The organism is Streptomyces rishiriensis (assembly GCF_030815485.1).
In the GTDB taxonomy this organism is placed as follows: Bacteria; Actinomycetota; Actinomycetes; order Streptomycetales; family Streptomycetaceae; genus Streptomyces; species Streptomyces rishiriensis_A.
Genome location: NZ_JAUSWV010000002.1, coordinates 1,673,493 through 1,695,481, shown reverse-complemented (window position 1 = coordinate 1,695,481; position 21,989 = coordinate 1,673,493). Strand labels below are relative to the sequence as shown.

Below are 21,989 nucleotides of genomic sequence, written 5' to 3'. Positions count from 1 at the left end.
ACACCACTGTCTCATCTAGGCTATTCTTGTCTCATGGCTGTCGATCGTGAACAAGTGCTGCGCGGTGCCGCGGCCCTGCTGACCCGCAAGTCCACGGCGACGATGGACGAGGTCGCCAAGGCCGCCGGGATCAGCCGGGCCACGCTGCACCGTCACTTCGCCGGCCGGGACGCGCTCGTGCGGGCCCTGGAGGCCCTCGGTATCGCGGAGTGCGAGACCGCGCTGGACGCGGCACGACTCGACGAGGGCCCCGCGCGCGACGCCGTACACCGGCTCGTCCAGGAGATCGAACCGGCCGCCGGCCTGCTCGCCTTCCTCTACACCGAGAACCAGTTGTTCGAGGGCGAGGAGCAGCATCAGGGCTGGACCCGGATCGACGAGCGGGTCTCGGACCTCTTCCGGCGCGGCCAGCTGAGCGGCGAGTTCCGCATCGACCTCACGCCTGCCTGGCTCAGCGAGGCGCTGTTCGGCCTGCTGGCCTCCGGCGCCTGGATGGTGCAGAGCGGCAAGGGCGCCCCCAAGGACTTCCGGCACATGATCGTCGAGCTGCTGCTCGGCGGCGCGCTGAGGCCGCCCGCACCGCAGGAGGCGGCACCGCGGAGCCTGCCGCCGCACATCCCGCCGCACAGCCCGGCTCGCTAGCAACCGCCAGCCCCTACCCGGCACCGCTGGACCCGCTGGCGGAGTCCCGGACCGGTCCCGCACCACGGAACCCAGCACCACGGAATCCCGTACCCCGGAACTCCGCGCCAGGGAACCCCGCATCACGGACCCCCGCGCTAGGGGACTCAGCGCCCGCGCCACGGAATCCGGACCACCAGACTCCGCACCACGGAACCTCGCACCACAGAGAGAGGAATCATGACCAGCACCCTGCGGCCGGCGGCCACGACCGGGGCGGTGAAGCGCCCGGACCGTTGGCTCGCGCTCTCCGTCCTCGTGCTCGCCGTGCTGCTGGTGGCCGTCGACGCGACCGTCCTCGGTCTCGCGACCCCCTACATCAGCGAGGACCTCGAGCCCTCCGGCACCCAGCTCCTCTGGATCGGCGACGTCTACTCCTTCGTCATCGCCGGCCTGCTCGTCTCGATGGGCAGCCTCGGCGACCGCATCGGCCGCAAGCGGATCCTGCTCATGGGCGCCACCGCGTTCGGGCTGATATCGGTCCTCAACGCCTACGCTACGACCCCGGAGACGATGATCGCGGCCCGGGCCCTGCTCGGTGTCGCCGGCGCGACCCTGATGCCCGCGACCCTCGCCCTGATCCGCAACCTCTTCCACGACCCGCGCGAGCGCAGCCTCGCGGTCGGCATCTGGGGCGCGACGGCTTCCGCTGGCACCGCGGTCGGCCCCATCGTGGGCGGCTTCCTCCTCGAGCACTTCTGGTGGGGCTCGGTCTTCCTGATCAACCTGCCCGTGATGGTCGTCCTGGTCGTCGTCGGCATCCGGACGCTCCCGGAATCCCGCACCCCGAACCCCGGCCCCTGGGACCTGCCCAGCGTGCTGCTGTCCCTGGTCGGCATGATCGGTGTCGTCTACGCCGTCAAGGAGGCCGCCACGCACGGCGTCACCGGGATCGCGCTCGGGACGGGCCTGCTGGGCGCGGCCGCGCTGTACGGCTTCGTCCGCCGCCAGCTGACCCTGCCGGCCCCGCTGCTGGACATGCGGCTCTTCCGCAACCGCGGCTTCGGCGGCGCGGTCCTGGCCGACCTGCTGACCATCCTGGGCCTGTCCGGCCTGGTGTTCTTCCTCTCCCAGTACCTGCAGCTCGTCCAGGGCAGGTGGCCGTTCGAAGCCGGTATGGCCGAACTGCCCGCGGCCGTCGGCGCGGTGGTGGCCGGTCTGATCGCGGGCCGAGCGGCCCGCCGGTTCTCGGTACGCGCGGTGGTCTCCGGCGGTCTCGCCGCGATCGGTCTCGCGCTGGCGGCCCTGACGACGATCGACGGGTCCACCGGCTACCCGTTGCTGGGCGCCGCGCTGCTGGTGGTCGGCGTGGGGGCGGGCTTCTCCTTCACGGTGACCGCCGACGTCATCCTGGGCTCCGTGCCCAAGGAACAGGCGGGAGCGGCGTCCGCGGTCTCCGAGACGGCGTACGAACTCGGCGCGGCCCTCGGCATCGCCGTACTCGGCTCGATCGTGACGGGCGTGTACCGCGGCTTCGCGGCCCCGGCGGGTACGCCGGAAGGCGCCCACGAGTCACTGGGCGGCGCGGTGGAGGCGGCGGGCCACATGTCGCCGAGCACGGCCGAAAAAATGCTGTCGTCGGCCCGGGAGGCGTTCGTCGACGGCCTGAGCGTGGCGGTCGGAGTGGGCGCGGCGGTCCTGCTGGCGACAGCGGTGGCGGCGTGGTTCCTGCTCAAGGGACAGCGCCTGGAGAACGCCGACTAGAGGTCTCCGCTCAGGGACGCGGTGGCGGATCGCCACGTTCCGGGACGAGCCCCACGAGAGGGGCGCGCGCGGGGAACCGGCGACGACCCACATCGCGCCTGCACCCGTACTTCAGCGGCACGCCGGACCTCGCGCTGGAACCTCAGGGGCGCGGGGAAGTGCGCGTCGACCCACAACGCCCCCGCACCCGAACCTCGGGGACGCGGGGCACGCGCGACGACCCGCAGCGCACCGCACCCGCATCCCGCGCCTGAGAACGGCCGACCGCCGAAGGCTTACGCCGCCTTCGCCTTGGTGGCGTACATGTCCACGTACTCCTGCCCCGACAACCGCATGACCTCGGTCATCACCGAGTCCGTCACGGCCCGCAGCACGTACCGGTCCCGGTCCATCCCGTCGTACCGGGAGAACTCCATCGCCTCGCCGAACCGGACGGTGACCCGCCCCGGCCGGGGCATCCCCGCCCCGCCGGGCTGCAACTTGTCCGTGCCGATCATCGCGAAGGGCACGACCGGCGCCCCGGTCATCAGCGTCAGCCGGGCGATACCCGTCCGCCCCCGGTACAGCCGGCCGTCGGGCGACCGCGTGCCCTCGGGGTAGATGCCGAAGACCTTCCCCTCCTCCAGCACCCGCCGCCCGGTCATCAGCGCCGCCACACCGCCGCGGCCGCCGTCACGGTCCACCGGGATCATGCCGACCCCGATGAAGAACCAGGCCATGAACCGGCCCTTGAGGCTCTTGCCGGTGACGTACTCGTCCTTGCCGATGAAGAACACCTGCCGGTCGCACACGAGCGGCAGGATCATCGAGTCGATGAACGTGAGGTGGTTGCCTGCCAGGATGACGGGCCCGTCGCCGGGGATGTGCTCCGCGCCCTCGACCCGGGGGCGGAACATCAGGCGCATGACCGGGCCGAGTACTGCCTTGATGAGCACGAAGCGGGACAACGAGCCCTCCGATGTCAAGGGAAAACGGTATGAGTCTGTGCAGGTGAGGACGATACTCGCGGCGCCGGGGGTGACGCACATCGGGTCACCCAGGTCTTACGCACTGTTGACGTACGTTTACCTGGACGGCGGTATCGTCGCCTGCTTGTCATCTGCCCGGAACGCAGTGAACTACCGCCGGGATCCGGCCGGATGGCCGCACGGCACATGCCATCCGCCGTCACCCGCGTGTTGGGGCCGAGGTCTCCCGATGGTCATGTCCACACCCCTACGATCGGGCCGCACGGACGAGCCGACGGCAGGAGACCCCTCATGGCAACGCAGGGCACGCAGGAGCCGAACCAGCAGGCGGGCGTGGGCGGCACAGGACGGCGGGCGTTTCTCGGCGCCTCCGTGCTGGGCGCCACCGGAACGGTCCTCGGCCTGTCGGGCACGGCCGTAGCCGCCGACTCGTCCCGTTCCGGCAAGGGCCTGAGCGGCCTGCCCGTGCCGACGATCATCGGTCACCGGGGCGCCAGCGGCTACCGGCCGGAGCACACCTTCGGCTCGTACCAGCTCGCCCTGGACCTGGGCGCGGACATCGTCGAGGCGGGGGACCTCGTGCCCACCAGGGACGGCCACCTGGTGTGCCGTCACGAACCGGAGATCGGCGGCACCACGGACGTCGCGGACCATCCGGAGTTCGCCGGCCGCAGGACCACGAAGATCCTCGACGGCGTCTCCACGACCGGCTGGTTCACCGAGGACTTCACCCTCGCCGAGCTGAAGACCCTGCGCGCCGTCGAGCGCATCCCGGCCAACCGCCCGCACAACACGCTCTACGACGGCCGCTGGGAGATCCCCACCTTCGAGGAAGTCCTGAGGTGGCAGGACGAGCAGACCCGCAAGCGCGGCAAGCAGGTCTGGATCTACCCCGAGACCAAGCACCCCACCTACTTCCGCAGGCTTGGCCTGGGTCTGGAGGAGCGGGTCGCCAAGCTGCTGCACAAGTACGGCAAGGACAGGAAGAACTCGCCGGTCATCGTGCAGTCCTTCGAGCCGAGCAGCATCCAGCGCCTCAACAAGCTGGTCGACAACCCGCTCGTGGTGCTGCTGTCCGGCGCGACCTCGCGTCCCTGGGACTTCGTCGAGGCGGGCGACCCGCGCACGGTCGCCGACCTGGTCACCCGGGCGGGCCTGAGGGAGATCGCGGGCTACGCCCAGGGCATCGGCCCGACCCTCGACCTGGTGATCCCCAAGGACGCCGCCGGCGACCTCACCACCCCGACCACCCTGGTGAAGGACGCCCACGCGGTCGGTCTGGTCCTGCACCCCTACACCATGCGCAACGAGAACCCCTTCCTGCCCACGAGCTTCCGCAAGGGCACGGACGCGGACGCCTACGGTGATTCCCTCGGCGCGTTCCGGACCTACTTCGCGACCGGTATCGACGGCGTCTTCACGGACAACCCGGACACCGGACTGCTGGCCCGCGCGGACTTCGTCAACGGCTGAGTCCCCGTTGGGGTGACAGTCGGCCGCCCGGGCAACCAGCAGCCCGGGCGGTCGCATCGTGTGGCATATGACGCCCGATCTGCTCACCACCCTGCGTCCGCTGCTCGCCGCGGAGGCCTCCGCCGAGGCCCATGCCACCGGCACCGAACCCGGTGACCTGGAACAGGCGGTGTGGCTCCGCCTGCTGGAGCACCTCGCGACCGACGGCCCGCCGCCCGACCCGCAGGGCTGGCTGCGCGGGGCCGTCCGCGCCGAGGTCCGCCGCGCCCGCCGTACGAACCGCCGCGAGCAGCCGTACGCGAGCGAGCCGGCCGACGACCTCGATCGCGGCCCCGAGCAGCTCGCGCTCACCGCTGCCCGGCACCGCGCCCTGCGCGAGGCCGTGCACCGGCTGCCCGGCCGCTGCTCCCGCCTTCTCCAGGCACTGCTCTCGCCGAGAGACCTCACCTACCGCGAGATCGCGGGGGAGTTGGGTATCTCACAGGGCAGTCTCGGACCGGAACGTTCCAGATGTCTGGGATGTCTGCGTCGTTTGCTGCCGCCGGAGGTTGCGGCCCGCGAAGTGCGGGGATAGGAGTGAGGGACCACAGGCGATCAGGTGAGCGAGGGGCGTGCGCACATGGGCATGAGCGTGACCATCTCGGTGGCGACCGAGCAGGATGCCGAGCAGATCTTCCGATTGCAGTACCTGTGCTTCCAGAGTGAAGCCGCGCTGTACGCCAACTACCGCATCGCCCCGCTCGTCCAGAGCCTCGACTCCGTCCGGCAGGAACTCGCCGCCGACTGCGTGTTCGTGGCCCGCCTGGGAGACGAGGTGGTCGGCTCCGTCCGGGGCAGCCTGACCGAGGACGGCGCCGCCGCCATCGGCAAGCTCTGCGTCCACCCGCGTCTGCAGGGTCACGGCATCGGCGCGCGGCTGCTCCGCGCGGCCGAGGCGGCCCTGGCCGAGGAGCGCGGCGCCAAGAAGTTCCGCCTCTTCACCGGCCACCGCAGCGAGGGCAATCTCCGCCTCTACCGCCGGGTCGGCTACGAGACGGTCGGCACCTCGCAGGGCACGGACGGGGTACCGATGATCGTCCTGGAGAAGCAGGCGGGGGAGTACGCGGCTACCGCGTAGCGGCGCGGGACTTCCGTAGCCAGTACAGGGCGGACAGCGGCAGCAGCACGGGGATGAACACGTACCCCATCCCGTACTTCGACCACACGGTCGAGTCCGGGAAGGCCGACGGCTCGACCAGGGTCCAGGTGCCGACGATCAGCACCCCCGCCAGCTCGGCGGCGCAGCACACCTGCGCCGCCCTGCGGGCGGTCTCGCCGCCCCGCACCAGCGAGTACGTGATGAATCCGTACACCACGCCCGCCACCGCCGACAGCGCGTACGCCAGCGGCGCCCGGTCGAACTCGGTCGCGATCTGGTACGCCGACCGCGACACCGCCCCGACCACCATCACGCCGTAGAACCACACCAGCAGGATGCCGGGCCCGCTGATGAGCCGCTCCGGCTTGTCGTCCACCGACGCCATCTCAGCCTCCCCAGATGTCGTAGAGCCGCACCTCGAGCACGGCGAGCACCACCGCGCCCGCGGCGGCGGTCACCGAACCCCAGCGGGTGCGCTCGGACAGTGACATGAGCCCCGCCGCCGGAACGCACGCGAACGCCCCCAGCAGATACGCCACGAAGATCGTCGTGCCCTGCTCCGGCTTCTCGCCCCGCGCCAGCTGGACGATGCCGACCACCAGCTGGATCACGGCCAGCAGGGAGACCACGGCCATCCCGATGAAATGCCAGTCCTTCGTCGGCTGGTCACGGTAGGCGGCCCAGCCGCACCAGGCGGCGAGCAGCAACGCGGCGACGCCGGTCACCAGCGTCAGGGCATCAAGCATGCAGCGACCTTATTACGGCGTGTAAGGCGTCCCGCGATCGGCCCCGTGCCCCCGGCCCCATGGCCCGCGGCCCCGGTCCCGTCCCGGCCCCCGGTCCCGTCCCTCGGCCCCCGGCCGGCACGTGCCGGGGCCGCCCGCGCCTGCCCTGACGGGCCGGTGGCCGGCCGGGGACCGTGGCGTTGGCCACAGCCCATCAGGGTCGCGCGCTCGGCGCCCGCCGCCCGGCGAACGGCGGTTCGCCTTGTCGGCGCAGGTCACGGACCGGGCGTCGGGGGTACGCGTACCCGGCCGGGGTGGACCCGCACACCGTCCACGGTTGTCCGGCATGCGGACAGCGGGGTCTTGGTCAGGACCGTACGTCTGCTTTACTGATGCTCATGACCACTACGAGCAGCCGCACCCTTGCGACCGAGGCGACCATGACGCCCGGTGCTCGTTGTATGTGTCGAATGTGCGCCTTCTAGAGGGCCCCCGCACCACCCCCGAGCTCGCGCCCCGAAGCGAGACGCCGTGGCATGTCCGTGCGCCGCAAGTCCGCCGTGCATGACGTAAGCCGCGCCCCGCGCACATGTTTCTCCCGGTTCCCCGCCACACCGAGAACCGTGTCGCGTCCCTGACAGCCTGCACCCGTGCGCCCGGGCCCACCCACGCCCGCGCACTCGACAGTGACGGAAACCCACGTGATCACCACCACGGGCCTGACCAAGGTCTACCGCTCGCGCGGCCGTGAGGTCACCGCCCTCGACGGCGTCGATCTCCACGTCCGCGAAGGCGAGGTGTACGGCGTCATCGGCCAGTCCGGCGCCGGCAAGTCCTCGCTCATCCGCTGCATCAACCTGCTGGAGCGCCCCACCGCCGGTACGGTCACCGTCGCCGGGCAGGACCTCACCGCGCTCGCCGGGCGCGGCCCCCGGGCCGGCAAGGAGCTGCGACAGGCGCGCAGCCGGATCGGCATGGTCTTCCAGCACTTCAACCTGCTGTCCTCGCGGACCGTGCAGGACAACGTCGAGCTGCCCCTGGAGATCCTCGGCGTCTCGGGGCAGGAACGTTCGCGCAAGGCGCTGGAGCTGCTCGACCTGGTCGGTCTCGCCGACAAGGCCAGGTCCTTCCCGGCTCAGCTCTCCGGCGGCCAGAAGCAGCGCGTCGGCATCGCCCGGGCGCTCGCCGGCGACCCCAAGGTGCTGCTCTCCGACGAGGCCACCAGCGCGCTCGACCCGGAGACCACCCGCTCCATCCTCCAGCTGCTGCGCGACCTGAACCGGCAGCTGGGCCTGACCGTGCTGCTCATCACCCACGAGATGGACGTCGTGAAGTCGATCTGCGACTCGGCCGCGCTGATGGAGAACGGCCGGGTCGTCGAGTCCGGCACGGTCGGCGAACTGCTCGCGACCCCCGGCTCCGAGCTGGCCGGCGCGCTCTTCCCGGTCGGCGGCGACGCCACCGGCGAGGACCGCACCGTCGTCGACCTCACCTTCCACGGTGAGGCCGCCACCCGGCCCGTCATCTCCCAGCTGTCGCGCACCTACAACATCGACATCTCGATCCTCGGCGCCGCCATCGACACCGTCGGCGGGCTGCAGGTCGGCCGCATGCGCATCGAGCTGCCCGGCCGCTACGAGGACAACGTCGTGCCGATCGGCTTCCTGCGTGAACAGGGCCTCCAGATCGACATCGTCGACAACGCGGCCGACACGGCCGACACGGCCCTGGCGCCCGCGCTGCTGAAGGACGGTGCCAAGTGACCTGGTCCGAGATGCAGCCCCTGCTGTCCCAGGCGTGTTGGGACACCCTCTACATGGTCGGCTGGTCCACCCTCATCGCCGTCGTCGGCGGTCTCCCGCTCGGCGTCCTGCTGGTCCTGACCGACCGGGGCGGCCTGCTGCAGAACCTGGCCGCCAACAAGGTGATCGGGCAGGTCGTGAACATCGCCCGCTCGCTGCCGTTCATCATCCTCATGGTCGCGCTGATGAACTTCACCCGCACGATCACCGGGACGACCATCGGCCGCGAGGCCGCGATCGTGCCGCTCGCCATCGGGGCCATCCCGTTCTTCGCGCGCCTGGTCGAGACGGCCGTCCGGGAAGTGGACGGTGGACTCGTCGAGGCCGTGCAGGCGATGGGCGGCAACACCTGGACGATCGTGCGCAAGGTCCTCGTGCCGGAGTCCCTGCCCTCGCTCATCGCGAGCACCACGACCACGATCGTCGCCCTCATCGGCTACTCCGCGATGGCAGGCACCGTCGGCGCCGGCGGTCTGGGCGACATCGCCATCCGCTACGGCTACCAGCGCTTCGAGACGGAACTGATGTGGATCACGGTGGCGATCCTCGCCGTCGTCATCTCGCTCATCCAGTTCGCCGGCGACTACGCGGCCCGCTCCCTGCACCGCCGCGGCGGCAGCTCGGGCCCCGCGCCGAGGCTCCGCCTGCTGAAGGCCAAGGAGCCGGCCGCCGCGGACATCAGCAAGGTCGCCTGAGCCCACTCGGGCCGCCCCCATAGATCCCCCGCACACCCCACGCGGGTCGCGACACCCTCAGGAAAGGCACTTTTCGTGCGTAACACCGCCAAGTTCACCACCGCAGCCCTCGCCGTCGGCGCCCTCACCCTGGGGCTCACCGCCTGCGGCTCGGACAAGGACTCCGCCTCCGACACCAGCGGCCCGCTGACCGTCGCCGCGAGCCCGACCCCGCACGCCGAGATCCTGAACTTCGTCAAGGACAAGCTCGCGAAGAAGGCGGGACTCGACCTGGAGGTCAAGGAGTTCACCGACTACGTCACCCCGAACACGGCGACGGAGGACGGCTCGGTGGACGCCAACTACTTCCAGAACCAGCCGTACCTCGACGACTTCAACAAGAAGAACGGCACCCACATCGTGCCCGTCGTCACGGTCCACCTGGAGCCGCTCGGCCTCTACTCGCACAAGGTCAAGAGCGCCGACGCCCTGAAGAGCGGCGCGACCATCGCCGTCCCCAACGACAGCGTGAACGAGGCCCGCGCCCTCAAGCTGCTCGCGGCGAACAAGCTCATCACCCTCAAGGCCGGCGTGGGCAATGACGCGACCCCCGCGGACATCACCGAGAACCCGAAGAAGCTCAAGTTCAAGGAGCTGGAGGCGGCCCAGACCCCGCGCTCCCTGGACGACGTGGACGCCGCCGTCATCAACGGCAACTACGCCATCGAGGCCGACCTGAAGCCCGCCTCGGACGCCCTCGTCCTGGAGTCCGCCACGGACAACCCGTACGGCAACTTCCTCGCGGTGAAGGACGGCAACGAGGACGACCCGCGGGTGAAGAAGCTCGCCGAGCTCCTCACCTCCGCCGAGGTCAAGAAGTTCATCGAGGACACGTACGACGGCTCCGTCATCGCCTCTTTCTGAACCTCCCGACCGGCCGGGTGACCGGCGTCGGGGCCCGGGGTCCGCACCTTCACTGGGTGCGGACCCCGTGGTGTGGTTCCGTGCCACATGCTGCATGCTGGGCAGTTCAGCGGGCCCTGACGGGTCGGCAGGTCACACCCCGAACTTTCGAAGGTTACGGAGCGGCGCATGACGAGCACCTTCCCCACCATCTCCATCAGCACGGAGCGGTTGGTGCTGCGTCCCCTCGACGAGGACGACGTGCCCGCCCTGGCCGACATGATGAACGACGAGCAGGTCGCCGCCTGGACGGCCGTGCCCCAGCCGTACGACGAGGCGGAGGCCCGCCGCTGGATCACCGAGTACGCGCCCGCCGAACGCACCGGGGGCCGCGGCCTCGACCTCGCCGTCACCGAGTTCCTCACCCAGCGCCTGGTCGGCGTCATCCGACTCGCCAAGACGAACTGGCACGTCCGCTCCACCGAACTGTCGTACATCATCGCGCCCTGGGCGCGCGGCGAGGGCTACGCCTCCGAGGCGGCGCTGGCCACCGCCCAATGGCTGTTCCGCGACCAGAAGTTGGAGCGCATCGAACTGCGCACGGCCGCCGACAACACCGCCTCCCAGCAGGTCGCGCAGAAGATCGGCTGCATCAGCGAGGGCGTGCTGCGGGGCGCCTGCATAGCGCGCGCCCGGGCCGAGGACGGCAGGTGGAACGAGGTGCGCACCGACTACATCGTGTGGAGCCTCCTCCCGGAGGACCTGGAGGGTCCCGGGGAGCACTTCGCGGAGAGCGGCGGTTTCACGTCGTACACCGACTGGAACTGACCCCCGCTCCGGTGCCACCACCGTTGCCGTGACGCACCGACCAGGTACCCTCACGGAGCCCGCTACCTGCGTGAACCCCGGGGGAGACTGACGACGATGGCCGACCGCGTCACGGTGATCGGATGGGACGGTTCGCCGCTGACCGCCGCGGCCCGCTCCGCCCTCGGTGCCGCCACCCTGGTGGCCGGCGCCCCCCACCACCTGGCGCTGCCCGAGGTGCCGCCCACGGCGGAACGCGTCCGGCTCGGCAGCGTCTCCCTCGCCGCCCGCCGCATCGCCGGGCACCGTGGCACCGCGGTCGTCCTCGCCGACGGCGACCCGGGCTTCTTCGGTGTCGTACGGACGCTGCGCGCACCCGAGTTCGGCCTGGAGGTCGAGGTCGTCCCGGCCGTCTCCGCCGTCGCCACCGCCTTCGCCCGGGCCGGCATGCCCTGGGACGACGCCCAGGTCGTCGTCGCCCACCGGCGCACCCTGCGCCGCGCCGTGAACGTCTGCCGCGCCCACACCAAGGTCGCCGTCCTCACCTCCCCGGGCGCCGGTCCCGCCGAACTCGGCCTGCTCATGGACGGTGTGCACCGCACCTTCGTCGTCTGCGAGGAACTCGGCACCACCCGCGAACAGGTCAGCGTCGTCACCTCCGACAAGGCCGCCGACCACACCTGGCGCGACCCCAACGTCGTCATCGTCATCGGCGGCCCCACCGGGCCGGTCGTCTCCGGGGACAGCGGCTGGATCGCCGGCCGGGACCCGGGCGCCGGCCCGCGCGGCTGGGCCCTGCCCGCCGAGGCGTACGGCGGCGGACTCGGCGAGGGCGAGGCGGAGCTGTTGCGGGCCGCCCAACTCGCCCGGCTGGGCCCGCGCGTCGGCGACCTAGTCTGGGACATCGGCTGCGGCAGCGGCGCCTTCGCGACCGAGACCGCGCGGGCGGGCGCCGCCGTCATCGCCGTCGACCGGGACCTCGACGCGTGCGCCCGCACCGACAGCTCCGCGCGCCGGCACGGCGTCCAGCTCCAGATCGTCCACGGCACCGCCCCGCACGTTCTGGAGAACCTGCCCGAACCCGACGTCGTACGGGTCGGCGGCGGGGGAGCGGCCGTGGTCTCCGCCGTCGCCGACCGACGCCCGCAGCGCATCGTCACCCATGCCGGGACCCGCGACGCCGCCGAGCTCGTGGGCCGCGACCTGTCCGAGCACGGCTACCGCGTCGAGTGCTCCCTCGTCCAGTCCGTCGAACTCGACACCCGGGCCTGGACGGAGCGGGAGCGGAGCGTCGCGTTCCTTCTCACCGGAGAGATCGTGCGGCGCGCATCGCCCCGTTGAGAGTGGCGGACAGGTGAAGGACGGGTGCGGGACCGGTGAGGGACACGTGTCGGACGGGTCGCGGGAAAGGCCCTTGCCACCGCCCGTCGTGACCTGGCGCTCCCTCCCAGTGATCCCTTTGTCGTACCGCGCGCGGTAAGCTGGCCGATCGTCGTACCGCTTCCGGTCGCCCGGCACTTCGTCGGCCAATGTCCGGAAAACGCATCCCTTTTGGGGTGGGTGTGGTACGGCAGAACCGGAGGACGCGCAACGTGGCGCAGTCCACAGCGGGGCGTCGCGGATCAAGCTGTCGCGACGCGACTACGACCGGGACAATGCCACTGAATGGCTTTGTCGCTTTTTCGGGCGGGTCGTTCGTGCCGCTGGGCACGGACGCTCGTTCTTCACTACGGGGCGGTCGGTGCGCCGCTCCGGGTGAGCTGGTCGTAGAAGCACTAACCGATGGGCGAGGGGTACGCATGACCGACACCGGCCAGGTCCCGGGCGAGGGACTGCCGGAGAGCGCAGGCATGGTGGAACAGCCGGGCGCCCCCGCGCACGGTGCGTACGCCTACCTCTCCGAGACCACCGCCGAGGACGAAGACCTGTTGCTGCTGCCGGGTGCCCAGAGCGCGTGGGGCAACGAGGTGGCGCCGCCCGCGCCGGAGCCGGTCGTCGAGACGGTGCACGAGCCGGGCCCGCACGAGACGGCCGGCCGCGACAGCGGTTCGGTCGACCTCGGCGCAGTCCGCCTGCCGAGCCCGTCGGCGCCCCAGGCGGCACCCCGCCGACCTCTGCATCTCGGCCCGCCGATCCCCGACGCCTCCGCGAGCCCGGTCCGTTCGCTCGCCGACCGCGGCCCCGCCGGCGCGCCGGTACGGCAGCCCGGCCCGTCCGTGTCCGGCCCCGAGTACCTCGACGTTCCGCAGCCGCGCGAGATGCCCCCACCGGGCGCGTCCCCGTGGGGCGCCGCGCCGCCGCAGGTCGCGCAGGGGGCGACGGCTGCGGAAACGGTTGTTCCGGCGACGGTCGGGGCAGCCCAGCAGAGCGAGCCGGTCGGCGTGGCCCAGGCCGCCGTCGCCCGGGTGGCGACCGAGGCGATCGCCGCGACCGTCCCGCAGGAGGCCCAGGAGGCCCAGGAGGCCCAGGAGGCCGAGGCTGTCGGCATCGAGGCACCCGTGCAGGCTGCCGCGACGTACGGGGTCGTCGACCCGGGTGAGCTGCTCGGCGCCGCGATGATGGCGGAGGCGGAGGAGGCGCCCGCAGCCGCGATCGAGCAGGAGGCGGCCGACGTTCCCTCCGCCGGCGACGACCTGCCCGCGGACGGCGCTGCGGGGTCGCCCGTCGAAACGCCGGTGGAATCGGCAGCGGCACAGGTCCCGGAAGCGGCACAGGACCCGGAGGCCGCACCGGTCACCGGGAGCGCCGGGTCGGTTGACGAGGCCGCGCACGTGGAGCAGCCGGTCGCCGGCGATGGAGCCCGGGCGGCCGAACCGGTCGCTGCCGAGGCCGAGGCCGAGGCGACGGCGTTCGCCGGGCCGGCAGAAACGGCCGTCCCCGCCGAGCCGGCGGAGCCTGTGGAGGTCGCCGAGGCGAACTCCGAGGAGGAGGCAGCCGCTCACGCGGCCGAGGCCGGGGAGGCCACTCCCGCCGGATCTCTCCAGCAGCCGGATCCCGCCGAGCCGCAGGTGCCCCAGGAGCCGCAGCCGCACACGGACCTCGACGCGACGCCGGCTCAGGCCTACGAGGCGCCTTCGGCGGAGGCGGCCGCGGTCGCCTCCGCGTCCGCCCCCGTACCCGGAGTGGCCGCTTTCGAAGACCTCGCGCCGGATCCCGTCGTCGCGGAGCCCTTCCCCGCGTCCGGAGCTGAGGCTCCCGAACCCGCGGCGAGCGTCCTCCCCGCGGTGTCCGAACCGGTGGCAGTCGCGCAGGAGATGCCCGCTCCCGTGGCCGAGGCCGCCGGACCCGAGGCATCCGCTGAGCCGGAGGTCTCCGCCCCCGTGCCCGCCGCCCTCACCGAAGGGGGCCTGCTCGTCGACGCCTTCGTGGCGTCCGCCGGGGCCGCCGCCGAGCCGACCCCCCCACCGGCGGCGCCCGAGCCCGCCCCGCAGGTGGAGCCCGCTCCGGAGCCGCCCGTCCAGCCGATCCAGGACGTCCGGCCGACAGCCCAGGACGTCCGGCCGGCACCGCAGCCGGAGCCGGAACCGCAGCCCGGGGCGGGTACGTCGAACGAGACCCCGGCCGCGGCCCTGCCCCTCGCGGCCCCCGCGTCTCACCTCCCGGACGCCCCGGTCCAGGAAGCGGCCCCGCAGCCCGAACTCGTACCCGAGCCCGTACCGGCGCCCGTACCCGCGCTCGAAGCCGAAGCTGAAGCTGAAGCTGAAGCTGAAGCCGAAACTGAAGCTGAAGCCGAAGCTGAAGCCGAGGCCGTGGCCGAACTCGTGGCCGAGCAGCCGGAGTCCGCCGCCGCCGCACCCCTGGCGGAGCCGGCACCGCTGGCGGAGCCGGAGACTGCGGAACCGCCCGTCGAGGAAGCCCCCACACCGGTCTCCCCCGAGCCCGTGGCAGTCTCCGTGGACGCCACCGCCATCGCTCAGCCGCCGCAGCAGGAGCACCCGCTGCCGGTCCCGCAGCCGGTGGCCGCCCCGGAGCCGCTCGCCGACGCGCCCGGCGCGGACCTGCCGCCCGTCACCGCCCCGGCGACGCCCCGGCCGGAGCAGACGTTCCCGTCGGAGCAGTCGGGCCAGGCCCCCGCGGACCAGCCGCTGGGCCGGTTCGTCCCGGTCGAGGGCATGGTGCCCACCGCCCCGCACCTCGCCCCGACCCCGCCGCACCCCCTCGTCCTGCCCACGGAGGAGCAGGCCGCCCCTGTCGCGGCGGAACAGCGGCAGGCCGCCGACGCGGGCGCGGCCCTTCCCGCCGTCACGGTCCCCGCCCCCCGTGGCGCCGACCCGGCTCCCGCCCCGGCGACCCCGGACACGGAGCCCGAGACCGGCATCGACCCCGATGTCGCCCAGAGCCCGGAGGACCTGGAAACCAGGGCCGCCGACCAGGAAGAGAGCCCGGTCCCCGTGGAAGAAGTTCGAGAGTCCACCGGTCCCGCCGCGCCCGCGTACGACGACGCCGAGCGCGAGGCCGTCCTGAAGGTCATGCGTGAACGCCGGGACATCCGCAACGGATTCCGCGCCGACCCCATCCCGCACGAGGTGCTGCTCCGCGTCCTGGAGGCCGCCCACACCGCACCCTCCGTCGGTCACTCGCAGCCGTGGGACTTCGTCGTCATCCGCTCCGCCGACACCCGGCGCGCGATGCACGAGCTGGCGACCCGTCAGCGCGAGGCCTACGCACGGTCCCTGCCCAAGGGCCGGGCGAAGCAGTTCAAGGAACTGAAGATCGAGGCCATCCTCGACACCCCGGTCAACATCGTCGTCACCGCCGACCCGACCCGCGGCGGCCGCCACACCCTCGGCCGGCATACCCAGCCGCAGATGGCGCCGTACTCCTCCGCCCTCGCGGTCGAGAACCTCTGGCTCGCCGCCCGCGCCGAGGGTCTCGGCGTCGGCTGGGTCAGCTTCTTCGACGAGCGCGAGATGGTCCGCGCGCTCGGTCTGCCCGAGCACCTCGAAGTGGTCGCCTACCTGTGTGTCGGCTACGTCGACGAGTTCCCGGACGAGCCCGAGCTGATGCAGGCCGGCTGGGCCAAGCGCCGTCCGCTGTCCTGGGTCGTCCACGAGGAGACGTACGGCCGTCGCGCACTGCCCGGCGAGGACCCGCACGATCTGCTCGCCGAGACCGTCGCCAGTGTCCGTCCGCTGGACGCCAAGGCCCTCGGCGAGGCCTGGGAGCGGCAGAAGCGCATGACGAAGCCGCCCGGCTCGCTCGGCATGCTGGAGATCATCTCCGCGCAGCTGTCCGGCCTGTCCCGGCAGTGCCCGCCGCCGATCCCGGAGCCCGCGGCCGTCGCGATCTTCGCCGGCGACCACGGGGTGCACGCGCAGGGCGTCACCCCCTGGCCGCAGGAGGTGACGGCCCAGATGGTCGCCAACTTCCTCGGTGGGGGAGCGGTCTGCAACGCCTTCGCCACCCAGGTGGGCGCCGAGGTCTGCGTGGTGGACGTGGGCGTCGCCGCCGACCTCCCCGCGACCCCCGGTCTGCTGCCCCGCAAGATCCGCGCGGGCACGTCCGACATGACCACCGGCCCCGCGATGACCCGCGAGGAGGCCAAGCAGGCCATCGAGGTCGGCATCGAGACCGCCCGCGACCTGGTCGCGGCCGGCAACAAGGCACTGCTCACGGGCGAGATGGGCATCGCGAACACCACGGCGTCCGCGGCCCTCATCTCGGTGTTCACGGGCGCCGATCCGGCCGAGGTCACCGGCCGCGGCACCGGAATCAACGACGAGACCCTCGCCCGCAAGACCGAGGTCGTGCGTCGCGCCCTGGAGGTCCACCAGCCGGATCCGGCGGACCCCATCGGCGTCCTGGCCGCGATCGGCGGGTTCGAACACGCGGCGATGGTCGGGCTCCTGCTCGGCGGCGCCTCCCTCCGTACGCCCGTGATCCTGGACGGCGTCAGCGCCGGCGCCGCCGCCCTGGTCGCCCGCGCCATCGCCCCCGAGGTCCTCGCGGCCTGCATCGCGGGCCACCGCAGCGCCGAACCCGGTCATGTGGCCGCCCTGAACAAGCTGGGTCTGCGTCCCCTGGTCGACCTGGACCTGCGCCTCGGTGAGGGTACGGGCGCCCTGCTCGCCCTGCCGCTGGTGCAGAGCACGGCCCGGGCGATGCACGAGGTGGCGACGTTCGATTCGGCGGGGGTCACCGAGAAGTAGGTCCCGCTGCGGGGCCGGCGGGCACGCGCTTGTGCTGCCCCCGGCCCCGCCGCATGCTGAAGTCACCTCTAAAATGCGCACGTCAGGGCCGCTCCAGAGCCGCAGCGCCCACCCTCTGCTCTCTGCCCGTACGAGGAGCCGCACCCTCATGGCCGAACACCCCGCCTACCCCGTAGGCCTCCGTCTCGCCGGCCGCAGGGTCGTCGTCCTCGGCGGCGGCCAGGTCGCCCAGCGCCGTCTCCCCGCGCTGATCGCGGCAGGCGCCGACGTCCACCTGGTGTCCCCCGCTGCGACGCCCTCGGTGGAAGCGATGGCGGACGGGGGCGAGATCACCTGGTCGAAGCGCCCGTACGCCGAAGGCGACCTCGCCGAAGCCTGGTACGCCCTCATCGCCACGAGCGACCCGGAGGCGAACGGCCGGGCCTCCGCCGAGGCCGAGGCGCACCGCGTCTGGTGCGTCCGCTCCGACGACGCGGACGCCGCGACCGCCTGGACGCCGGCGACCGGCCACAGCGAGGGGGTCACGGTCGCCGTGCTCACCACCGACGCCCGGGGCCGCGACCCGCGCCACACCGCCGCCATCCGTGACGCGGTCGTGGAGGGGCTGCGCGACGGCACCCTCGTCGCCCCCCACCACCGCACCCGGACCACCGGTGTCGCGCTGGTCGGCGGCGGTCCCGGCGACCCGGACCTGATCACGGTCCGCGGGCGTCGCCTGCTCGCCGAGGCGGACGTCGTCATCGCCGACCGGCTCGGCCCGCGCGACCTGCTCGCCGAACTCCCGCCGCACGTCGAGGTGATCGACGCGGCGAAGATCCCCTACGGCCGGTACATGGCCCAGGAGGCGATCAACAACGCGCTGATCGAGCACGCCAAGCAGGGCAAGTCGGTCGTCCGTCTCAAGGGCGGCGACCCGTACGTCTTCGGCCGTGGCATGGAGGAGCTCCAGGCCCTCGCGGAGGCCGGCATCGCCTGCACGGTCGTGCCGGGCATCTCCAGCTCGATCTCGGTGCCGGGCGCGGCCGGCATCCCGGTCACCCACCGGGGTGTGGCCCATGAGTTCACGGTGGTCAGCGGGCATGTCGCCCCCGACGACGAGCGCTCCCTGGTCGACTGGCCCTCCCTCGCGAAACTGACCGGCACCCTGGTGATCCTCATGGGCGTCGACAAGATCGGGAAGATCGCCGAGACGCTCGTCGCGCACGGCAAGTCGCCCGACACCCCGGTCGCCCTGGTCCAGGAGGGCACGACGGCCGCCCAGCGCCGCGTGGACGCCACGCTCGCCACGGTCGCCGAGGCGGTCCGCGCACAGGAGGTCAGGCCTCCCGCGGTGATCGTCATCGGCGCTGTCGTCGCCGTCGGCCCGTCGACCTCCGAGTAACCGCGGGTAACACAACCGTTCCGAGCCGTTGGCACCGCACTCAGGACAAGGCAGTATCACCCTGTGGCCGATCTCATCACCGTTGAGGACCCCGACGACCCGCGCCTGCGCGACTACACCGGCCTGACCGACGTCGAGCTGCGCCGCAAGCGCGAGCCGGCCGAGGGCCTGTTCATCGCCGAGGGCGAGAAGGTCATCCGCCGTGCCAAGGACGCCGGGTACGAGATGCGCTCGATGCTGCTCTCCGCCAAGTGGGTCGACGTCATGCGCGACGTCATCGACGAGCTCCCGGCGCCGGTCTACGCCGTCAGCCCGGAACTCGCCGAACGGGTCACCGGCTATCACGTCCACCGCGGCGCACTGGCCTCCATGCAGCGCAAGCCGCTCCCGGACGCCGCCGAGTTGCTCCAGGCCGCCCGCCGGACGGCCGTGCCGGAGCCGGCCGACGGCCACCCGGTGAATCCGCCGCACGGCGCGGGTCAGCGCGTCGCCATCTTCGAGGGGTTCGTCGACCACGCGAATCTCGGGGCCGCCTTCCGCAGCGCCGCCGCTCTGGGCATCAAGGCGATCCTGTTGTCACCGGACTGCGCGGATCCCCTCTACCGGCGGGCGATCAAGGTGTCGATGGGCGCCGTCTTCTCGGTTCCCTACGCCCGGTTCGACGCCTGGCCGGCCGGGCTCGACGTCGTGCGCGACGCCGGGTACGACATCCTGGCCATGACCCCGGACGAGAAGGCGACCCCGCTCGACGAGCTGCACCCGGCACGCTTCGAGAAGAGCGCCCTCATGCTGGGCTCGGAGGGGCACGGACTCTCCACGTACGCGCTCCGGGCGGCGGACGAATGGGTACGCATCCCCATGTCCGCCGGCGTCGACTCCCTCAACGTGGCGGCCGCCTCCGCCGTCGCGTTCTACGCGACCCGCCCGAGGCCCGCCTGAGAGTTCGCCTCGGCCCGAGGCCCGGACGAAGCCGTGGAACGAGGGCCGGACGACACGGTGCGTCCGGCCCTCATCCGCGATCAGCCGCGGTCAGCGGTGGTGGCACTCCCAGTGCCCCTTGACCCACTGGTGGTCCCAGTGGCCCTGGACGTAGACCCACTTGTAGGTGTAGTGGTTCTCCCAGTGGCCGTGGTTCCAGGTCTTGTGGTTGACCCGCTTCTTCTCCCAGTGGCCCTTCACCCACTTCTTCTCCCAGTGGCCCTTCACCCAGTGGCACTTACCGTCGTGGTCGGTGGTCACCACGCTCGGGGCCGAAGCGGGAGCGGGAGCCGCGGTAGCCGCGCCGGACAGGCCGAGCACGGCCCCTCCGGCCAGTAGGCCCGTCGCGGCGGCTCCGGCCACCAGACGGCGGGCTCGCAGGAAAGCGGTCATCGGACACATCTCCCTCGAACGTTCAGCGAAGAGCACGTCCGACGAGGTCACGCGGCTCCCGTCCACCGGCCGCACCGATGGCGTGCGGTGGATCCGTGAGGAACGCCGTTCCCCGTCTCGCTGTGCCGGACGCGGGGAATTCGAACCTGGGAACCGGACAGATGATGGCAAAGCCGAAAAATGTCATGGCGTCCGGGCCGGGGCGTCCCCGCGGCGTGCGCGGCCCGCCGCTCGCCCGGCCGGGTGAGATCCCGGGGCTTTCGTGTGCAACACGGCCGCATCCGCATGCTGTGCGGCTACGAATCCCCTGCGAACAAAAGCCGTCCCCGACGAGTCGTTCCAGGGGAGCCCTCATGTCCACCACCACGCCACTGCCGTCGCCACCGCCGACGACGGCGCGTTGTGCCGTCGCCCTGCCGCACTCCCGGCGGGCCCCGTCCCTCGCTCGTCGGGTCAGTGAGAACTGGCTGAAGGCGACCGATCCGCTCGATCGCGTGCCGGACGCCGTCCTCGTCGTCTCCGAACTGGTGACCAACGCGGTCCGCCACACCTCTGGTCCCTGCGTGCTGACGCTGACGGTGCGAGACGGCCGACTGGACATCGCCGTCGCCGACCACAGCGAGGACCTTCCGGAGGTCCACCGCCGTTCGGACGGGGACGAGCGCGGCGGCCTCGGCATGGGGGTCATCCGCGGACTGGGCGGACAGATCCGGCTGGTCCCCGCCATCGGCGGCAAGACCGTACACGTCCTGCTCGACCTGAGAACCGCGCGCGGCACGTCCCCGGATCGGTGAGGAGCTTCCCGGTGCGGGTCTCCACCCTCCGCACAGGCCGCGGGCGGGGCGTCCGAACCCAGCACGAGGCACGAGGGGAGCAGGGCTTTGCCGCACAGTTCCGATCCGGACGCCCGAGTGGAGGACCTGCTGGCCCGGGTGGCGGGTGGCGACCGAGACGCGTTCACCGGTGTCTATGACGCGCTGTCGGGCAGCGTCATGGGCCTGGCCTGCCGGATCGTGCGGGATGTCGCTCAGGCGGAGGAGGTGACCCAGGAGGTCATGATCGAGGTCTGGCGCACCGCGGACCGCTACCGCCCCGAGCGGGGAACGGCGAAGGCCTGGGTTCTCACCGTGGCCCACCGCCGGGCGGTGGACCGGGTGCGCTCCGCGCAGGCGGGCACGGAGCGCGAACAGCGCACGGGCGTCCTCGCGCCGGAGCGGCCGTTCGACGAAGTGGCCGAGATCGTCCAGGACCACGACGAGCAGCGGCGGCTCCACCGCTGTCTCACCGCGCTGGCCCGCCAGGAGCGGGTGCCGCTGATGCTCGCCTACTACCAGGGCCTGACCTACATCGAGGTGGCCGAGGCTCTCTCCACCCCCGAAGGAACGGTGAAGTCCCGAATGCGCGCGGGGCTGCGGCGACTGCGCGCCTGTCTGGAGGGCGACGCATGAAACCTGAGGAGGATCCCCACCTGGCCATCGGCGCGTACGTTCTGTACGCCCTGCCGCCCGCCGAGGAAACCGCGTTCGAGAACCATCTCGCCGGTTGCGACGCATGCCATCGCGAGGCCGCCGACCTGCTGGAGACCACAGCCCGGCTCGGCGCCTCGGTGCGGAGCGTCCCGGTGACCGCGCAGGCACGCGCCCGCACGCTCCGGACCGTCGCCCACACCCGCCAGGACCGGGCCCCGCACCGCCCACGGGCCCCCGGCCACCGGGTGCTGCGCTTCGCGCTCGCCGTGAGCGTCGCCGCGGCCGCCGTGCTCGGCGGCGTCGCCGTCCGGCAGCACGTGGAAGCGGACGACGCACGCGCCCGGGCGGTCCGGGCCGAGCAGCAGGCCCGCACCGCGGGCGCCGCGATCACCGAGATCCTCACCGCACCCGACGCCACCGTCCACACCGCGAGCCTGACCGGCGGGACCACCGCCGCCGTCGTGGTCTCCCTCGACCAGGCACGGGCGGTCTTCGCCGCATACGGGCTTCCCGCCCTGACCGGGGGCAGGGTCTACGAACTCTGGTACGCCGCCGAGGCGGGCGACGTCCGCTCGGCGGGCCTGGTGGCCGGCAGCGCGCCGAACGGCTCCCACGTCCTGAAGGGGTCGCCCGCCGACGCCGTCACCGTGGGGATCACCGTCGAACCGGCCGGCGGTTCACCGCAGCCCACCACCGAACCCCTCGGCGTCATCCCCATCGCCACCTGACGCGCTCGCCCACCGT

General features: G+C 72.4%; 20 protein-coding genes. 16 read left to right on the top strand and 4 right to left on the bottom strand.

Features of this window, described 5'->3' with window-relative positions:
• Positions 1-33 precede the first annotated feature (33 nt).
• Together QF030_RS09970 and QF030_RS09965 are read left to right on the top strand one after the other, a co-directional pair.
• Complete coding sequence (locus QF030_RS09970; RefSeq protein ID WP_307162290.1) at positions 34-642, top strand: TetR/AcrR family transcriptional regulator; 609 nt, start codon at positions 34-36, stop codon at positions 640-642.
• A gap of 219 nt (positions 643-861) precedes the next feature.
• Positions 862-2,385 carry an MFS transporter gene (locus QF030_RS09965; RefSeq protein WP_307162289.1) on the top strand — a complete coding sequence of 508 codons (1,524 nt, stop codon included), beginning with the start codon at positions 862-864 and terminating at the stop codon, positions 2,383-2,385.
• 275 nt (positions 2,386-2,660) lie between these two features.
• On the opposite strand, the gene QF030_RS09960 is transcribed toward QF030_RS09965, so the two are convergent.
• Positions 2,661-3,332, bottom strand: a complete 672-nt coding sequence (locus QF030_RS09960; RefSeq protein ID WP_307167524.1) for a lysophospholipid acyltransferase family protein — start codon at positions 3,330-3,332, stop codon at positions 2,661-2,663.
• A 312-nt stretch (positions 3,333-3,644) separates the two neighbouring features.
• Between QF030_RS09960 and QF030_RS09955 the strand changes: the two genes are divergently transcribed.
• The 3 genes from QF030_RS09955 (at position 3,645) to QF030_RS09945 (ending at position 5,943) form a co-directional block, all read left to right on the top strand.
• Positions 3,645-4,826 carry a glycerophosphodiester phosphodiesterase gene (locus tag QF030_RS09955; RefSeq protein WP_307162288.1) on the top strand — a complete coding sequence of 394 codons (1,182 nt, stop codon included), beginning with the start codon at positions 3,645-3,647 and terminating at the stop codon, positions 4,824-4,826.
• A gap of 67 nt (positions 4,827-4,893) precedes the next feature.
• Positions 4,894-5,400 (top strand): RNA polymerase sigma factor, encoded by a 507-nt coding sequence (locus QF030_RS09950; RefSeq protein ID WP_307162287.1) that lies wholly within the window; start codon positions 4,894-4,896, stop codon positions 5,398-5,400.
• A gap of 45 nt (positions 5,401-5,445) precedes the next feature.
• Positions 5,446-5,943, top strand: coding sequence for a GNAT family N-acetyltransferase (locus QF030_RS09945; RefSeq protein ID WP_307167523.1), 498 nt, complete (start codon positions 5,446-5,448; stop codon positions 5,941-5,943).
• On the opposite strand, the gene QF030_RS09940 is transcribed toward QF030_RS09945, so the two are convergent.
• Complete coding sequence (locus QF030_RS09940) at positions 5,933-6,349, bottom strand: hypothetical protein (protein WP_307162286.1); 417 nt, start codon at positions 6,347-6,349, stop codon at positions 5,933-5,935. The genes QF030_RS09945 and QF030_RS09940 overlap by 11 nt on opposite strands.
• 1 nt (position 6,350) lies before the next feature.
• Complete coding sequence (locus tag QF030_RS09935) at positions 6,351-6,710, bottom strand: hypothetical protein (protein WP_307162285.1); 360 nt, start codon at positions 6,708-6,710, stop codon at positions 6,351-6,353.
• 680 nt (positions 6,711-7,390) lie between these two features.
• Between QF030_RS09935 and QF030_RS09930 the strand changes: the two genes are divergently transcribed.
• The 8 genes from QF030_RS09930 (at position 7,391) to QF030_RS09895 (ending at position 19,344) form a co-directional block, all read left to right on the top strand.
• Complete coding sequence (locus QF030_RS09930) at positions 7,391-8,452, top strand: methionine ABC transporter ATP-binding protein (protein WP_307162284.1); 1,062 nt, start codon at positions 7,391-7,393, stop codon at positions 8,450-8,452.
• The gene (locus QF030_RS09925) at positions 8,449-9,186 is read left to right on the top strand and encodes a methionine ABC transporter permease (protein WP_020128784.1); all 738 of its coding nucleotides are present in this window, start codon (positions 8,449-8,451) and stop codon (positions 9,184-9,186) included. Before QF030_RS09930 ends, QF030_RS09925 begins: the two co-directional genes overlap by 4 nt.
• Positions 9,187-9,261: 75 nt before the next feature.
• Positions 9,262-10,089, top strand: a complete 828-nt coding sequence (locus tag QF030_RS09920; protein WP_307162283.1) for a MetQ/NlpA family ABC transporter substrate-binding protein — start codon at positions 9,262-9,264, stop codon at positions 10,087-10,089.
• Positions 10,090-10,257: 168 nt separating this feature from the next.
• A complete protein-coding gene (locus QF030_RS09915; protein ID WP_307162282.1) occupies positions 10,258-10,896 on the top strand; it encodes a GNAT family N-acetyltransferase in 639 nt (212 codons plus the stop codon).
• 96 nt (positions 10,897-10,992) lie between these two features.
• Complete coding sequence (gene cbiE, locus QF030_RS09910) at positions 10,993-12,216, top strand: precorrin-6y C5,15-methyltransferase (decarboxylating) subunit CbiE (protein ID WP_307162281.1); 1,224 nt, start codon at positions 10,993-10,995, stop codon at positions 12,214-12,216.
• Between the two features lie 458 nt (positions 12,217-12,674).
• Positions 12,675-17,024: a nicotinate-nucleotide--dimethylbenzimidazole phosphoribosyltransferase gene (gene cobT, locus QF030_RS09905; RefSeq protein ID WP_307162280.1), complete on the top strand. Its 4,350-nt coding sequence runs from the start codon at positions 12,675-12,677 to the stop codon at positions 17,022-17,024.
• 148 nt (positions 17,025-17,172) lie between these two features.
• Positions 17,173-18,405 (top strand): uroporphyrinogen-III C-methyltransferase, encoded by a 1,233-nt coding sequence (cobA, locus tag QF030_RS09900; protein ID WP_307162279.1) that lies wholly within the window; start codon positions 17,173-17,175, stop codon positions 18,403-18,405.
• A 63-nt stretch (positions 18,406-18,468) separates the two neighbouring features.
• Complete coding sequence (locus QF030_RS09895; protein ID WP_307162278.1) at positions 18,469-19,344, top strand: TrmH family RNA methyltransferase; 876 nt, start codon at positions 18,469-18,471, stop codon at positions 19,342-19,344.
• Between the two features lie 90 nt (positions 19,345-19,434).
• Here the strand turns inward: QF030_RS09895 and QF030_RS09890 are convergent, their stop codons facing one another.
• Positions 19,435-19,776, bottom strand: a complete 342-nt coding sequence (locus tag QF030_RS09890; RefSeq protein ID WP_307162277.1) for a hypothetical protein — start codon at positions 19,774-19,776, stop codon at positions 19,435-19,437.
• 353 nt (positions 19,777-20,129) lie between these two features.
• Here QF030_RS09890 and QF030_RS09885 point away from each other — a divergent pair, with 353 nt between their 5' ends.
• The 3 genes from QF030_RS09885 to QF030_RS09875 all read left to right on the top strand — a co-directional run bounded on the left by QF030_RS09885 (position 20,130) and on the right by QF030_RS09875 (position 21,973).
• The gene (locus tag QF030_RS09885; RefSeq protein WP_307162276.1) at positions 20,130-20,570 is read left to right on the top strand and encodes an ATP-binding protein; all 441 of its coding nucleotides are present in this window, start codon (positions 20,130-20,132) and stop codon (positions 20,568-20,570) included.
• 87 nt (positions 20,571-20,657) lie between these two features.
• Positions 20,658-21,224, top strand: a complete 567-nt coding sequence (gene sigK / locus QF030_RS09880; protein ID WP_307162275.1) for an ECF RNA polymerase sigma factor SigK — start codon at positions 20,658-20,660, stop codon at positions 21,222-21,224.
• Positions 21,221-21,973: an anti-sigma factor gene (locus tag QF030_RS09875; RefSeq protein WP_307162274.1), complete on the top strand. Its 753-nt coding sequence runs from the start codon at positions 21,221-21,223 to the stop codon at positions 21,971-21,973. The genes sigK and QF030_RS09875 overlap by 4 nt, the downstream gene beginning before the upstream one ends.
• Positions 21,974-21,989: the final 16 nt, after the last annotated feature.

Coding starts and splice junctions, on each gene's coding strand:
- QF030_RS09965 (WP_307162289.1), top strand. CDS start 862: ATGACCAGCACCCTGCGGCCGGCGGCCACGACCGGGGCGGTGAAGCGC.
- QF030_RS09885 (WP_307162276.1), top strand. CDS start 20,130: ATGTCCACCACCACGCCACTGCCGTCGCCACCGCCGACGACGGCGCGT.
- QF030_RS09915 (WP_307162282.1), top strand. CDS start 10,258: ATGACGAGCACCTTCCCCACCATCTCCATCAGCACGGAGCGGTTGGTG.
- QF030_RS09935 (WP_307162285.1), bottom strand. CDS start 6,710: ATGCTTGATGCCCTGACGCTGGTGACCGGCGTCGCCGCGTTGCTGCTC.
- QF030_RS09955 (WP_307162288.1), top strand. CDS start 3,645: ATGGCAACGCAGGGCACGCAGGAGCCGAACCAGCAGGCGGGCGTGGGC.
- QF030_RS09875 (WP_307162274.1), top strand. CDS start 21,221: ATGAAACCTGAGGAGGATCCCCACCTGGCCATCGGCGCGTACGTTCTG.
- cobT (WP_307162280.1), top strand. CDS start 12,675: ATGACCGACACCGGCCAGGTCCCGGGCGAGGGACTGCCGGAGAGCGCA.
- cobA (WP_307162279.1), top strand. CDS start 17,173: ATGGCCGAACACCCCGCCTACCCCGTAGGCCTCCGTCTCGCCGGCCGC.
- cbiE (WP_307162281.1), top strand. CDS start 10,993: ATGGCCGACCGCGTCACGGTGATCGGATGGGACGGTTCGCCGCTGACC.
- QF030_RS09950 (WP_307162287.1), top strand. CDS start 4,894: ATGACGCCCGATCTGCTCACCACCCTGCGTCCGCTGCTCGCCGCGGAG.
- QF030_RS09940 (WP_307162286.1), bottom strand. CDS start 6,349: ATGGCGTCGGTGGACGACAAGCCGGAGCGGCTCATCAGCGGGCCCGGC.
- QF030_RS09890 (WP_307162277.1), bottom strand. CDS start 19,776: ATGACCGCTTTCCTGCGAGCCCGCCGTCTGGTGGCCGGAGCCGCCGCG.
- QF030_RS09945 (WP_307167523.1), top strand. CDS start 5,446: ATGGGCATGAGCGTGACCATCTCGGTGGCGACCGAGCAGGATGCCGAG.
- QF030_RS09970 (WP_307162290.1), top strand. CDS start 34: ATGGCTGTCGATCGTGAACAAGTGCTGCGCGGTGCCGCGGCCCTGCTG.